The following is a 13051-nucleotide window of genomic DNA, read 5'->3' as shown; positions in this document are numbered from 1 at the left end:
CACCCTGATTGACCACCCGCGCCGCCCCACCAATACGCGCCACCCACCCCACCGACTCCTCGGTCTGTTCCAACAGCGCCCGCCGATGCGCCACCACCTCCGCCAGGTAGCCGTCATATTCCGCCAACCCACACGGAAGGCACGGCAATCTATCGAACATGTGTTCGAGTATACTCGCCTCTACTGACAGGACTCGGTGTCATCTCTCAAGACATCGGTGACAGTTCTGGGTCATGGGCACGGCGCACGCCTACGCCCCTTGGCAGCCAGGTGTCACACTTGGCCGCATGTCCTCCGACAAGCCTCCGGTAGTCCTGATGCACGGCATCCTCATGTCGGGCAACGGCTGGCAGGACGTCGCGCCGCTGCTGTCCGACCAGCACCGCGTGCACACGTTCACCACTGCCGGGCATCGCGGCGGGTCACCGGCCCCGCCGCGCCCGGCCACGGTCAGCGATCTGGTTGACGACGCCGAGCGCTACCTCGATGAGCGTGGACTTGAGAGACCACACGTCGTCGGTCTCTCGTTGGGCGGTTGGATGGCCATCGAGCTGGCCCGGCGTGGCCGCGCGGCAACCGTGTGTGCGTTCGCCCCGGCCGGCTTCTGGTCGTCCGGGGACAGGGCACAAGCCCACGTGCTGAGGCAGATTCACAAGTTCGTGGCGATCGGGCGCGTTGCCCGGCCACTGCGACCGGTCGTCGCTCTCGCGATGAAGTCGGCGACAGTGCGTCGCCTCGGCTTGCGGGACGCCGCGTGCCATGCGGATCGAATCTCCACGGCGCAGAGCGTCGACGCGATCGACGACATCATCGGCTGCACTGTCGACGTCGACGACTTTCTCGGTTCCGGTGAGCAGATCGCGCCGTTGGATCCCCTGCCCTGTCCGGTGACCATCGCCTGGTCGGGAAACGACGCAATCGTTCCAGTCCCGCTGTGCGACAAGATCGCTCGCGAGCGGCTACCCCAGGCGTCGTTCACCACCCTGCCCGGCGTCGGGCACGTGCCCATGGTCGACGACCCTGGCCTGGTTGCCCGGACCATCTTGGCGGTGACAAGCGCGGAATAAGCGCGGGACGAAGGGGCGCGATCCCGACACCCGGTTACCCTGACCAGATGCCGAATGTGCGATCTGTCAACGTCGCCGCGGCCCGGCCCAATCCCGACCCGCGAGCGCGGTCGAAGGTCACCGGCATCTACAAGGCCCCCACCGCCGGGGCCGTCATGGTCCAGGCACCGGGCAAGACGGGCAGCGGCCTGGCCGGTGACGCGATCGGCAACCCCAAGTTCCACGGCGGCGACGATCAGGCCGTCTACGTCTACGCGCGGGAAGACCTCGACGACTGGGAAGCCCGGCTGAACCGCACCCTCACCGACGGCATGTTCGGTGAAAACCTCACCACCGAGGGCGTCGACGTCACCGGAGCGCGGATCGGCGAACGCTGGCGCATCGGCACCGACGGTCCGGTCCTGGAAGTCTCCGCGCCCCGGACGCCGTGCCGGACCTTTGCGGCGATGCTCGAGCAGCGCGGCTGGATCAAGACCTTCACCCAGGCCGGCATCCCTGGCGCCTACCTGCGCGTCATCTCCCCGGGGCCCGTCCGCGCGGGCGATGAGATCACCGTCGAGCATCGTCCCGACCACGACGTGACGATCGGGCTGGTCTTCCGTGCGCGGATGTCGGAGCCCGAATTGCTGCCCCGGCTGGCGGTGGCCGGTGCGCTCTCAGCTGAAATCAAAGCCGAGGTCGCGCAGCGGACCCGCAGGTAGACTCGCGGGGATGCCCGACCAAACCCAAGCCCTGCCCACCGCGAACCGGCTGCGTCTACACGCCGACATCGCCGTGGTGGTCGCCGTCCTGGTGTTGACCAACCTGGTCGCGCACTTCACCACGGCGTGGGCGAGCATCGCCACGGTCCCGCTGGCGGCGATCGGCCTGGTGGTCCTGGTCCGGTGGCGCGGGCTGGACTGGGCGGACCTCGGTCTCGGCCGTGAGCACTGGAAGTCCGGCCTGTTCTACGCGCTGGCCGCGGTGGCGCTGGTGGTGTCGGTGATCGCGGTCGGCGTGGCCCTGCCGGTCACTCGCCCGATGTTCCTGAACAACCACTACGCGACCATCTCCGGCGCCCTGATCGCCTCGATGGTCATCATCCCGCTGCAGACCGTCATTCCCGAGGAACTGGTGTTCCGCGGCGTACTGCACGGAGCGCTGCACCGGGCCTGGGGTTTCCGCGGAGTGGCGCTGGCCGGGTCGCTGCTGTTCGGCCTGTGGCACATCGCCACTTCGCTAGGTCTGACCAGCAACAACGTCGGATTCACCCGGCTGTTCGGCGGCGGAGTCTTCGGCATGCTGGCCGGCGTGACGATGGCCGTGCTGGCCACCGGCGCTGCCGGGTTCGTCTTCAGCTGGCTACGGAGGCGCAGCGGCAGCCTGATCGCGCCCATCGCGCTGCACTGGTCGCTGAACGGCGTCGGCGCGCTGGCCGCAGCGCTGGTCTGGCACCTGTCGGCCTAGGGCCCGACCTACACCAGCAGCACCGCGGCACCCGCGATTTCGCCGGTGCTCAGGTCGGTCAGCGCGCGATCAGCCTCGGCCAGCGGGTATTCCGGAGTGGTGACCTCGATGTGATGCGCTGCGGCGAAGTCCAGGAAGGCGCGGGCGTCGGCCCTGGTGTTGGACGTCACCGACCGGATCTGACGCTCCTGGAACAGATGCCGCTGGTAGTTCAGCGTCGGGATGTCGCTGAGATGAATTCCCGCGACCGCCAGCGTCCCCCCACGGTCGAGGGCTTCCATTGCCGGTAACACCAGGTCACCGACCGGCGCGAACAAGATCGCCGCGTCCAGCGGAACCGGCGGCGGATCGGCGGCGCCCTGCGCCGAAGCCGCCCCCAGCTCCAGCGCCAGCTCACGAGCCCGGGCACCGCGGGTCATCACGTGCACCTCCGCGCCCTGGGCCAGCGCGACCTGCGCCGTGATATGCGCGCTGCCGCCGAAACCGTACAAGCCCAGGCGGCCACCGGCGGGTAGCTCGGCCCGCAACAGCGACCGATAGCCGATGATGCCGGCGCACAACAACGGCGCCAACTCCCTGTCGCTGTAGCCGACCGGCAGGGGGTGTGCGAAAGCCGCGGGCACCGCGGTGAATTCGGCATAACCACCATCGGCGTCCCAGCCGGTGTAACGGGATTGCGGGCACAGGTTCTCGTCGCCCCGGCGGCAGTACTTGCACACCCCACAGGTGTGGCGCAGCCAGGCGATCCCTACCCGGTCGCCGACGCGGAACTCGTCGCCGGCATCGGCGCCGACCTCGACGACCTCCCCGACCACCTCGTGACCCGGAGTGACCCGGTCCCGGTGGACAGGAAGGTCGCCCTCGGTGACGTGCAGGTCTGTGCGGCAGACCCCGCAGGCCAACACCGCAACCAGCAATTCGCCCGGACCAGGCCGCGGGACCTCGGTCGTGACCCGTTCCAGCGGCCTGCTCGTCATCGGCCCGGGCTGACGCACCTGCCAGGCGGTCATGGTTCGGGCGGACATCACCCCATCATGCCGCGACGGGCCCCGCCGCTACAGAGTCCGGGTGCGCGACGTGGCGAATTTGTAGATCAGCAGGAGAAGCACCGCACCGACCAGCGCTCCGAGGAACGAGTGGTTGATGGGCGGAGTGATGGTGAACTGGTGCGGCGGGAAGACGACGCTGCCCAGGGTGCCGCCGACATAGGCGCCGACGATGCCGAGCAGTGCCGTGGCAATCCAGCCCATCGGTTGCCTACCTGGCACGATGAGTCGCGCAATCAGCCCGACGATCAGCCCAAGAACGATCATTCCGATGATGTGCAGGATCATGACCAGCTCCTTCGGGTATTAACTTGTCGAGGGGACCTCGCAGTAATACCCGGTGCGGGTGCGGTAAACCGCGAATTCAGCGCCGCTGCACCATGCCCACGAGCCAGAGCAGGATCACCGAACCCAGGATCGCGGTGAAGAAGGTGAACCACCAGCCGCCCGACGCGGTGTCGAAGGCGAAGCTGAGCAGGAAACCGCCGATCAAGGCACCGACGATGCCGATCACGATGTTCATCAGAATCCCTGATCCGGCGCCTTTGACGATCTTGCCGGCGATCCAGCCCGCCAGCGCGCCGATGATGATGTAGCCGATCCAGCCCACGCTGGTCAGTGTGGTTGAGCGAGCGAGAAATTCGGTGCTTGCGACGACGTCCATCAGGGGTTCCTCTCCGCTGGCAGGCCCAGCTCAATCACCGGACCGTGCTATCGGTATACGCCTTTCGCGTAACAAATGGAGTGTCGATTTGGTGCCGACGCTCAAACAACGCCGGTCAAGCCGGTTGATTACCGCGCGGCTGGGTGGATGCCGGAGTTCCGGCGGCCGGAGCCTGAGCGGGGGCCGGGGCTGGAGCAACCGGCTCGGCGGGCGCGGCCGGCGTAGGTGCCGGAGCACCCGGGACCGCTTCCGGCGGTGGGGCGGCCGGAGGCGCCCACGGCCGGATCGACTCGGCCAGCGCCTTGGCCGCATTCTTGTCTACCGGGTTGTTCGACGTGCCCAGCCACACCACGAACCACCGCTGCGGCGGTCCGGCGGCAGGCGTCGCGCCGGCCGGGGTGCCGACCACACCGGTCCAGATCTGCCCATTCGGCTTGCTGGTGTCGCTGAATTTCACTTCGTAGTAGGACGCGCTACCCGAGACGCCGTTGGCGTTGAGCGGCACGGTCTCCTGGTTGACCCGGGTGCCGGGGTACGGCATGAAGAACTCGCCCATGTCCGATCCCAGCCGCACGGCAGCCTTGGGGTTGGTGGCCTCGGCGCTCGCGTAGAGCTTCTGGTCCAGCCGGCCGAGCACGATGCGGGTGTCGTTGGCCACGGGCTGCGGCTGTCCAGGCATCGGAGCCTCACCGGCCGCCTTACTGAGCAGCGCGGAGCCGTAGTCCAGGTGGGACGCGTCGGACTCCACCCAGCCGGGCGGCACGATGAAGCTGAACCCGCCGATGGCGTTGGTCACCCGTCCGGCTTCCACCGCGTTCGGGTCCGGCGGCGGTGGTGCGTTGGGGTCGGCCGGCGGCGGTGCCGCGTTGGGGTCACCCGGCGCAGGCTGAGGGGTCGGCGTCGGGCTGGCGCCGGGCGCGGGCGAGGCCGACGGGCTGGGGGTGGCCGCGGGGGCCCCCGCGGCCGGGGCCGGGGATGCCGGAGTAGGTGACGCAGGCGGCGCGACGGTGGGAGTCGGCGACGGCGCCGGCTCGGGGTCAGCGAGGGCAGTTGCCGGCAACGCAATGGTGACGGCGGTCGCCGCGGCAATGGCCAGCGACGCCACTAATCCCTTGCGGCGTGACGGGTTCGGGTCCACCTGGTACATGGCGACGAACCTACCGTGTCAGCGCCCCGAAGCAAGGAAGGCCTGGCTTTCGCGAAAGGTATGTCTGCGAGAAAGTCAGCACCTCGCGCGTCGTTCGGGTGCCGGATGCAGTGACACCTCCGCGGCTTTCACGCTGAACCACACCCGGTTCCCCGGGGTGAGCTGCAGCTCTGCCGCGGCCTCGACAGTGATGCTGGCGGCCAGCCCGGGCGGTCCGTCCGCCTGGTCCCCCGCGCGTACCAGGACCGCCGCGCCGCGGGTGTCCAGCTCCGCCACCGTCACCTCGACGGTGTTGCGTGGACTGCCGTGCGGCGGCTCGGAGTAGACGGCCACACTCACCGGCGCGAACACCGCAACCGCCCGCTGACCTGGCGCGAACCGTACATCGGCGCTCCCGTGCCAGCGCTGCCCCGACCGGCTGTGCAGCGCGCCATCGGCGCCGATGGTCCCCACGACCAGGTTGACGCCCGCGATCCGGGCACCGAAATGACTCCTCGGCGCCGCCAGCACGTCTGCGACCGGTCCGATTTCGGCGACCTTTCCGGACTCGAGCACCAGCACCCGATCGGCCAGGGCGAACACATCCAGCAGGTCGTGGGTGATCAGGATCACCGCGCAGCCGGTGCGACTGACCACGTCGCGCAGCACCGCGCGAATCGACGCCGCCGCCGCTACATCAAGCCCGGTCAGCGGTTCGTCGAGCAGCAATGCTTCGGGTTCGGCGGCCAGTGCCCGCGCGATGGCCACGCGCTGGGCCTGACCTCCGGACAGCCGGCGCGGCCGGCGGTCGGCCAGATCCTCGGCACCGACTTCCCGCAGCCAGCGCAGCGCAGCCTCCCGCGCCGGGCCCGACGAAAACATGCCGCGACGACTGCGCGGCCCGAATGCCACGTTCGCGGCCACGCGCAGGTGCGGAAACAACAGCGCGTCTTGCAGCAGCAACCCCACCCGCCGGTCATGGGTGGCCACCTGTATCCCGGCCGAGGTATCGGTCAGCACCCGCGAACCCAGCCGCACCACACCGGAGTCCGGCCTCAGCAACCCGGCGATGACGTGCAGAGCCGTCGACTTGCCCGCGCCGTTGGGGCCGAGCACGGCCAGCACCTCACCGGCGGCCACCGAGAACTCCACGTCCAGTCCCCGGTCGCCCAGCACCGCGCGCAGGTGCAGGTCACTCATCGCGCGTCGGTCCCGGTCAGCCGGCGCGCACCCAGTCCCAGCACCACCACCGCTGCCACCGCAACCAACAGCAGCGACAGAGCCACCGCCGCGTCCGGGTCCCCGACCCGCTGCAGGTAGATCTCCAGCGGCAGGGTGCGGGTCACGCCCTGCAGGGACCCGGCGAACGTCAGCGTCGCGCCGAACTCCCCCAGCGACCTGGCGAACGCCAGCACCGCTCCGGAGGCCAGGCCGGGCGCCAGCAGCGGCAGGGTGACCCGCCACCAGATCGCGGTCGGCCGCGCTCCGAGCGTCGCCGCCACCACTTCGTAGTCGGCCCCCGCGCTGCGTGCCGCGCCTTCCAGGGAGATCACCAGAAACGGCAGCGAGACGAACGTCTGCGCCAGCACGACCGCCGTGGTGGTGAAGGCGATGCTGATGCCCGCCCCTTCGAGGTAGCGCCCGACCAGCCCGAGTCGGCCGAAGGCATAGAGCAGCGCGATGCCGCCGACCACCGGCGGAAGTACCAGGGGCAGCAGGATCACCGGCCGCAGCGCTCGAACCAGCCACAGCCCGCTGCGGGCCAGCACCAGTGCCATCGGAACCCCGACCAGCACGCACAGCAGCGTGCTGGCCGCGGCGGTTCTCAGGCTCAGCAGCAAGGCCGTCGTCGCGGATTCACTGCTGATCAGCGACCAGAAGTGCGGCCAGTCGACCTTGATTGCGACGGCCAGCAGCGGGAGGCCGACGAACAGCGCCCCCGCCGCGGCCGGCAGATAGACCCAGCGCGGCAGGTGGGAGGGCGGGCGCATCGGGGTCAGGGCTTGGCGAAGCCGGCCCGGTCGAGGATTTCCCGTCCGGCCGGGCCCGTGACCGCGGCCTGGAACTTCTGCGCCAGCGCGGCCTGCGGGGCATTCTTGAGCACCGCGATCGGGTAGACGTTCACCGCCTGCGCGGCCTCCGGGAACTTGACGGTCGTCACCTTGCTTCCGGCGTTCGATGCGTCGGTGACATAGACCAGCGCGGCATCGGCCTGCCCGGTGGTCACCTTGTTCAGAGCGTCGCTGACGCTCGGTTCTTCGCTGACCGGGTGCAGCCGCATTCCGCTGGCGTCCTCGATGCGGCGGGTGGCCGAACCGCACGGCACCGGGCGCTGGCACACCACCACGCTGAGCCCCGGACGGGTGAGGTCGGCGAAGGACCCGACGTTCTTCGGGTTGCCCGGCGCTGTGACGATAACCAGGGTGTTGGCGGCGAAGTCGGTCGCGGCACCGGCCAGCATTCCCGCCTGAGCCACCCGGTCCATCTGCGCGGTGTCCGCGGAGGCGAAGACGTCGGCGGTGGCGCCCTGGGTCAGTTGTGTCGCCAACTCCGAGGACCCCGCGAAATTGAACGTCACCGTCGCACCCGGGTTGTCCGCCTTGAACCGCTCGCCGATTGAGGTGAAGACCTGCTTCAGCGAAGCGGCGGCGAATACCACAATCGAGTGCGAGTCCTGCCCCTGCCGGGACCCCGAACTACACGCCGTCAGGCTGCCGACCAGCAACGCCGCCATAAGAGCGGCCAGCACCTGACTACGACGCATCGATCAAACCTAGCGCCGCGACGACGCGGTCGAATAGTTATGCAATTGATCAGCGCGCCGCCGCGGCGCGTGGTTTCGTCGAATAGCTACTGTCCAGTAACATGGACCGCGCTGACGCCGTAGCTCGAGGAGGTCGTGGCAGTGGAGGTTGTGGTCACCGGTGGAGACACCGATCTGGGACGTGCGGTAGCCGAGAGTTTCCGTGACGACGGGCACAAGGTCACTTTGGTGGGTGCCCGCGGCGGCGACCTCGAGGTCGTCGCCAAGGAACTCGACGTCGACGCGATCGTCTGCGACACCACCGACCCGGCCAGCCTCCAGGAGGCCCGGGCGCTGTTCCCGCACCACCTCGACACCATCGTCAACATCCCCGCTCCCAGCTGGGACGCCGGTGACCCCCGCACCTATTCGCTGTCCGACACCGCCACCGCATGGCGCCGGACGCTGGACGCGACCCTGCTGTCCGCCGTCCTGACGGTGCAGTGCGTGGGCGATCACCTGCGCTCCGGCGGCCACATCATCACCGTGCTGGCCGAGAACCCGCCCGCCGGCAGCGTGGACGCCTCGATCAAGGCCGCCGTGTCCAGCTGGGTCACCGGGCAGGCCGAGGTCTACGGCACCCGCGGAATCACGGTCAACGCCGTCGCAACCGGCCGCAGTGTCCAGGCCGGGTACGACGGCCTGTCGCGCACACCGGCGCCGGTCGCGGCGGAGGTCGCCCGGCTGTCGCTGTTCCTGACCACTCCGGCGGCGCGCCACATCACCGGTCAGACGCTGCACGTCAGTCACGGCGCGCTCGCTCAGTTCGCCTGAACCGGTTCTGCGGCCGGACGCTACGGTAGACGCCGTGGCTATTCGGCTTGGATTCCAGATCCCCAATTTCTCGTACGGAACCGGCGTAGAGAACCTGTTCCCCACCGTCATCGCGCAAGCGCGCGAAGCCGAAGCAGCCGGCTACGACTCGCTTTTCGTGATGGACCACTTCTACCAACTGCCGATGCTGGGCACCCCGGATCAACCGATGCTGGAGGCGTACACGGCGCTGGGCGCGCTGGCCACCGCAACCGAGCGGATGCAACTCGGCACGCTGGTGACCGGCAACACCTATCGCAACCCGACTCTGCTGGCCAAGGTGATCACCACCCTGGATGTGGTCAGCGCCGGCCGCGCGGTGCTGGGTATCGGGGCCGGCTGGTTCGAGCTCGAACACCGGCAACTGGGATTCGAGTTCGGCACCTTCACCGACCGTTTCAACCGGCTTGAGGAGGCCATGCAGATCATCGACCCGATGATCAGGGGCGAGCGGCCGACGTTCTCAGGGCAGTGGTACTCCGCCGAGTCGGCGATGGCCGAACCCCGTTACCGCGAACGCATTCCGGTGCTGATCGGGGGCGGGGGCGAGAAGAAGACGTTCGGTATCGCCGCGCGTTACGCCGACCATCTGAACATCGTCGCGGCGTTCGACGAACTGCCCCGCAAGATGGACGCCGTCAAGGCGCGCTGCGCGGAGGTGGACCGGGACCCGGCCACGCTGGAGACCAGCATGATGCTGACGGCCATGGTCGACGAGAACGCGAAACCCGAGCAACTGCCCGAGAATCTGACTGCCCGCATGGCGATCGGCAGCCCGGCCGCGATAGCCGACCAAGTGGAGGCCAAGATACTCGCCGCCGGCCTCGATGGCGCCATCATCAACATTCCCGGCGGTCACATCCCCGGGGTCATCACCAGCGTCGCCGAGGCGCTGCGCCCGCTGCTCGGCGGCTAGCGAAAGCCCGGCCACGGAACGCAATTCGCTGAGTGTGGCTAATTACACAGGCTCGTGGTTGGGTTTGTGCGGGTGGGTTGACTAGGCTTTGGGTATTAGCTAACTGCAGTCGCCCGTCCAAGGAGACCCCGTCAGGAGCAGCGAGAGATGAGCCCCCAACAAGAACCCACAGCTGAGCCGCGTCAACGGCATCGTGTCGTGATCATCGGATCGGGTTTCGGCGGACTCACCGCGGCAAAGAAGCTCAAGCATGCCGACGTCGACATCAAGTTGATCGCCCGCACCACGCACCACCTGTTCCAGCCTTTGCTGTATCAGGTTGCCACCGGGATCATTTCCGAGGGCGAGATCGCGCCGACCACCCGTGTCATCCTGCGCAAGCAGCGCAATGTTCAGGTGCTGCTGGGCAATGTCACGCACATCGACCTGACTCGCAAAGTCGTCGTCTCGGAGTTGCTCGGCCACACCTACGAGAGCCCGTACGACAGCCTGATCGTCGCGGCCGGAGCCGGCCAGTCCTACTTCGGCAACGACCAGTTCGCCGAATTCGCCCCCGGCATGAAGACCATCGACGATGCCCTGGAACTCCGCGGCCGGATCCTGAGCGCTTTCGAACAGGCGGAGCGGTCCAGCGACCCGGAACGGCGAGCCAAGCTGCTCACCTTCACCGTCGTCGGCGCCGGTCCCACCGGTGTCGAAATGGCCGGGCAGATCGCCGAATTGGCCGAGCACACCCTGAAAGGCGCCTTCCGGCATATTGATTCGACGCGGGCACGGGTGATCCTGCTCGATGCCGCGCCGGCCGTGTTGCCGCCGTTCGGTGAGAAGCTGGGCGAGCGGGCCGCCGCGCGGCTGGAGAAGCTGGGCGTGGAGATCCAACTGGGTGCGATGGTCACTGACGTAGATCGCAACGGCATCACGGTCAAGGACGCCGACGGCACCGAGCGGCGGATCGAATCGGCGTGCAAGGTGTGGTCGGCCGGCGTGGCCGCCAGCCGGCTGGGCCGCGACCTCGCCGAGCAGTCCGACGTCGAATTGGACCGGGCCGGCCGGGTGCAGGTGCTGCCCGACCTGTCCATCCCGGGCCATCCCAACGTCTTTGTGGTCGGCGACATGGCCGCGGTCGAGGGTGTGCCCGGCGTCGCGCAGGGCGCCATCCAGGGCGGCAAGTACGTCGCCAACAACATCAAGGCCGAACTCAAGGGCGCCGACCCGGCCGAGCGGGAGCCGTTCCAGTACTTCGACAAAGGCTCGATGGCTACGGTGTCGCGGTTCTCCGCGGTCGCCAAGATCGGTCCGCTCGAATTCAGCGGGTTCATCGCCTGGCTGATGTGGCTGGTGCTGCACCTGGTCTACCTGGTCGGTTTCAAGACCAAGGTCGCCACGTTGCTGTCGTGGATCGTGACCTTCCTGAGCACCCGGCGCGGCCAGCTGACCATCACCGATCAGCAGGCGTTCGCGCGAACGCGCCTGGAACAACTTGCCGAGGCGGCCGCCGAGGCGCAGAGTTCCGGGGCCGTCGCACGAAAAGCCAGCTAGCCGGTCAAGCGGTCGGCCGCTGTCAGGCTTGCAGGTTCTGCAGGCGCACCTGGCCCCGCGCCACCACGCGGTCGTCGTCGTCGGTGATGGTGACCAGCCACAGCTGTTGCAGGCGGCCACGGTGGATGGGCTCGGCCTTGCCGTACACCGTTCCCGACTTGATGGCGCGCAGGAAGTCGGTGCTGTTGTTGACGCCGACCACGTTTCCGCCGGCCCCGTTGGTGTTGAACCAGGTGTAGGCGGCCACGCTCGCCATGCTCTCGATCATCGAGCAGTAGACGCCGCCGTGCACGATGCCCATCGGCTGCAGCAATTTCGGCTTGACCTCGAGTTGCGCGCGGGCGCCGTCGGGGGTCAGTTCGGTGAACTGCAGACCCAACTCGCTGTCGAAGGGTGCAACGAATTCCTGATCAGGCACTGATGACACGTCTTGTGTCTACACCGTGGGCGGACCGGTCCCGGAAAACAGGCGAGCCCCGTACGCATGGCACGGGGCTCGCCGATCGAGGAGGCGCGGGGTCGCTGCAGCCCTCAGGACTCTCCGCGGCCGTCTTCGCTCGACCGAATTCAGCATAGGCAAGGCTGCCCTAATTTTGCAAGACTGCGAACACGGCAATGCGTGCCGTGGATCCCGAGTAATCTGACGGCCTTAACACCAGATCCCCCAGTTTCGGGCTCGAGAGGGATGGTCGCTGTGGCTGCTGCGTCGCTGCTGGTCTCAACAGAGGCGTTGGTTGCCGCGGCCACGGATGCGGCTGGAATCGGGGCGGGTCTGGAGGCCGCGCGAACGTCGGCGGCGGGCGCGACTACGCAGGTGGTGGCGGCGGCCGAGGACAGTGTGTCCGCCGCGATCGCTGCGGTTTTCACCGAGCACGGGCAGGCATACCAGGCGGTGGGTGCCCGACTGGCGGCATTCCACCAGCAATTCGTCGACACCCTGACGGCCGCCGGCAGCGCATACGCCGGCAGCGAAGCCGCCAGCACCTCGCCGCTGCAAATCCTGGAACAGGATCTGCTCGCCGTTGTCAATGCGCCCACCCAGACGCTCCTGGGGCGGCCGCTGATCGGCAACGGCACCGACGGGGCACCGGGGACTGGCCAAGACGGCGGGGCCGGCGGCCTGCTGTTCGGCAACGGCGGCAACGGCGGCTCGGGCGGCGCTGGTCACCGCGCCGGCGGCAACGGTGGTGCTGCCGGGCTGTTGGGCAACGGCGGATCCGGCGGCGAGGGCGCGCCCGGCGCGGCCGGCGGCAACGGAGGTGCGGGCGGTCTGTTGCGCGGCGACGGCGGCGCCGGAGGAAACGGTGGAAACGCCGTCCTGGCAGGAGGTTTCGGCGGTAAGGGCGGCTCGGGCGGTGGAGCGGTCTTCTGGGGCCAAGGCGGGGCCGGCGGCGCTGGCGGTGCCGGCGCCGTGGGCGCCGACGGCATCAACCCCAGCCCGCCGCTGCTCAGCCCGGCGGCACCAGGCACTCGCGGGGCCGATGGCCCGATCGGCGCACCCGGGGGTACGGGCTCTAACGGCAGCAGTATCGGCCAGCCGGGCGGAATCGGCGGCACCGGTGGCGCCGGTTCCGCCCGAACCAGCGCCGCCACCGATGCCACCGATGCCGCCATTGCCGACGAGCAGTCCG

Annotated in this window: 15 protein-coding genes; 7 read left to right on the top strand and 8 right to left on the bottom strand. The window is 68.8% G+C overall.

Going from position 1 to position 13051, the window contains the following annotated elements; genetic code table 11:
* The first annotated feature begins 287 nt into the window (after positions 1-287).
* The 3 genes from AO501_RS05700 to AO501_RS05690 are packed head-to-tail and all read left to right on the top strand — an operon-like array spanning position 288 to position 2513.
* Positions 288-1067 (top strand): alpha/beta fold hydrolase, encoded by a 780-nt coding sequence (locus AO501_RS05700; RefSeq protein ID WP_055576800.1) that lies wholly within the window; start codon positions 288-290, stop codon positions 1065-1067.
* Between the two features lie 47 nt (positions 1068-1114).
* A complete protein-coding gene (locus tag AO501_RS05695) occupies positions 1115-1768 on the top strand; it encodes an MOSC domain-containing protein (protein WP_055576799.1) in 654 nt (217 codons plus the stop codon).
* Between the two features lie 10 nt (positions 1769-1778).
* Positions 1779-2513 (top strand): CPBP family intramembrane glutamic endopeptidase, encoded by a 735-nt coding sequence (locus AO501_RS05690; protein ID WP_055576798.1) that lies wholly within the window; start codon positions 1779-1781, stop codon positions 2511-2513.
* A gap of 8 nt (positions 2514-2521) precedes the next feature.
* Here AO501_RS05690 and AO501_RS05685 read toward each other — a convergent pair whose 3' ends face one another.
* The 7 genes from AO501_RS05685 to modA all read right to left on the bottom strand — a co-directional run bounded on the left by AO501_RS05685 (position 2522) and on the right by modA (position 8113).
* Entirely contained in the window at positions 2522-3538 is a 1017-nt protein-coding gene (locus tag AO501_RS05685) for a zinc-binding alcohol dehydrogenase family protein (RefSeq protein WP_055576797.1), read from the bottom strand.
* A 30-nt stretch (positions 3539-3568) separates the two neighbouring features.
* The gene (locus tag AO501_RS05680; RefSeq protein WP_055576796.1) at positions 3569-3847 is read right to left on the bottom strand and encodes a GlsB/YeaQ/YmgE family stress response membrane protein; all 279 of its coding nucleotides are present in this window, start codon (positions 3845-3847) and stop codon (positions 3569-3571) included.
* 76 nt (positions 3848-3923) lie between these two features.
* A complete protein-coding gene (locus AO501_RS05675; RefSeq protein WP_055576795.1) occupies positions 3924-4223 on the bottom strand; it encodes a GlsB/YeaQ/YmgE family stress response membrane protein in 300 nt (99 codons plus the stop codon).
* A gap of 115 nt (positions 4224-4338) precedes the next feature.
* Positions 4339-5370 carry an alanine and proline-rich secreted protein Apa gene (locus tag AO501_RS05670; RefSeq protein WP_055576794.1) on the bottom strand — a complete coding sequence of 344 codons (1032 nt, stop codon included), beginning with the start codon at positions 5368-5370 and terminating at the stop codon, positions 4339-4341.
* Between the two features lie 75 nt (positions 5371-5445).
* Positions 5446-6549, bottom strand: coding sequence for a sulfate/molybdate ABC transporter ATP-binding protein (locus AO501_RS05665; RefSeq protein ID WP_055576793.1), 1104 nt, complete (start codon positions 6547-6549; stop codon positions 5446-5448).
* Positions 6546-7340, bottom strand: a complete 795-nt coding sequence (locus AO501_RS05660; protein ID WP_055576792.1) for an ABC transporter permease — start codon at positions 7338-7340, stop codon at positions 6546-6548. Before AO501_RS05660 ends, AO501_RS05665 begins: the two co-directional genes overlap by 4 nt.
* A gap of 5 nt (positions 7341-7345) precedes the next feature.
* Positions 7346-8113, bottom strand: a complete 768-nt coding sequence (gene modA / locus AO501_RS05655; protein WP_055576791.1) for a molybdate ABC transporter substrate-binding protein — start codon at positions 8111-8113, stop codon at positions 7346-7348.
* 135 nt (positions 8114-8248) lie between these two features.
* On the opposite strand from modA, the gene AO501_RS05650 reads away from it, so the two are divergent.
* The 3 genes from AO501_RS05650 (at position 8249) to AO501_RS05640 (ending at position 11420) form a co-directional block, all read left to right on the top strand.
* Complete coding sequence (locus AO501_RS05650) at positions 8249-8926, top strand: SDR family oxidoreductase (RefSeq protein ID WP_055576790.1); 678 nt, start codon at positions 8249-8251, stop codon at positions 8924-8926.
* Between the two features lie 34 nt (positions 8927-8960).
* Positions 8961-9881 (top strand): LLM class F420-dependent oxidoreductase, encoded by a 921-nt coding sequence (locus AO501_RS05645; RefSeq protein WP_055576789.1) that lies wholly within the window; start codon positions 8961-8963, stop codon positions 9879-9881.
* A 147-nt stretch (positions 9882-10028) separates the two neighbouring features.
* Positions 10029-11420: an NAD(P)/FAD-dependent oxidoreductase gene (locus AO501_RS05640; RefSeq protein ID WP_055576788.1), complete on the top strand. Its 1392-nt coding sequence runs from the start codon at positions 10029-10031 to the stop codon at positions 11418-11420.
* 22 nt (positions 11421-11442) lie between these two features.
* Here the strand turns inward: AO501_RS05640 and AO501_RS05635 are convergent, their stop codons facing one another.
* Positions 11443-11847, bottom strand: coding sequence for a PaaI family thioesterase (locus AO501_RS05635; RefSeq protein ID WP_055576787.1), 405 nt, complete (start codon positions 11845-11847; stop codon positions 11443-11445).
* A 267-nt stretch (positions 11848-12114) separates the two neighbouring features.
* Between AO501_RS05635 and AO501_RS05630 the strand changes: the two genes are divergently transcribed.
* The coding region (locus AO501_RS05630; protein ID WP_231752353.1) for a PE family protein at positions 12115-13051 on the top strand (937 nt) is incomplete at its 3' end.

The sequence above is a fragment of the Mycobacterium gordonae genome (assembly GCF_001417955.2).
Taxonomy (GTDB): domain Bacteria; phylum Actinomycetota; class Actinomycetes; order Mycobacteriales; family Mycobacteriaceae; genus Mycobacterium; species Mycobacterium gordonae_B.
Note: the sequence above shows the minus strand (reverse complement) of the source record. Positions and strands in the feature narration are given on the sequence as shown.

What these genes read in the sequence shown, in the direction of transcription:
- AO501_RS05700 (WP_055576800.1), top strand. Translation starts at nt 288, where the DNA reads ATGTCCTCCGACAAGCCTCCGGTAGTCCTGATGCACGGCATCCTCATG.
- AO501_RS05695 (WP_055576799.1), top strand. Translation starts at nt 1,115, where the DNA reads ATGCCGAATGTGCGATCTGTCAACGTCGCCGCGGCCCGGCCCAATCCC.
- AO501_RS05690 (WP_055576798.1), top strand. Translation starts at nt 1,779, where the DNA reads ATGCCCGACCAAACCCAAGCCCTGCCCACCGCGAACCGGCTGCGTCTA.
- AO501_RS05685 (WP_055576797.1), bottom strand. Translation starts at nt 3,538, where the DNA reads ATGTCCGCCCGAACCATGACCGCCTGGCAGGTGCGTCAGCCCGGGCCG.
- AO501_RS05680 (WP_055576796.1), bottom strand. Translation starts at nt 3,847, where the DNA reads ATGATCCTGCACATCATCGGAATGATCGTTCTTGGGCTGATCGTCGGG.
- AO501_RS05675 (WP_055576795.1), bottom strand. Translation starts at nt 4,223, where the DNA reads ATGGACGTCGTCGCAAGCACCGAATTTCTCGCTCGCTCAACCACACTG.
- AO501_RS05670 (WP_055576794.1), bottom strand. Translation starts at nt 5,370, where the DNA reads ATGTACCAGGTGGACCCGAACCCGTCACGCCGCAAGGGATTAGTGGCG.
- AO501_RS05665 (WP_055576793.1), bottom strand. Translation starts at nt 6,549, where the DNA reads ATGAGTGACCTGCACCTGCGCGCGGTGCTGGGCGACCGGGGACTGGAC.
- AO501_RS05660 (WP_055576792.1), bottom strand. Translation starts at nt 7,340, where the DNA reads ATGCGCCCGCCCTCCCACCTGCCGCGCTGGGTCTATCTGCCGGCCGCG.
- modA (WP_055576791.1), bottom strand. Translation starts at nt 8,113, where the DNA reads ATGCGTCGTAGTCAGGTGCTGGCCGCTCTTATGGCGGCGTTGCTGGTC.
- AO501_RS05640 (WP_055576788.1), top strand. Translation starts at nt 10,029, where the DNA reads ATGAGCCCCCAACAAGAACCCACAGCTGAGCCGCGTCAACGGCATCGT.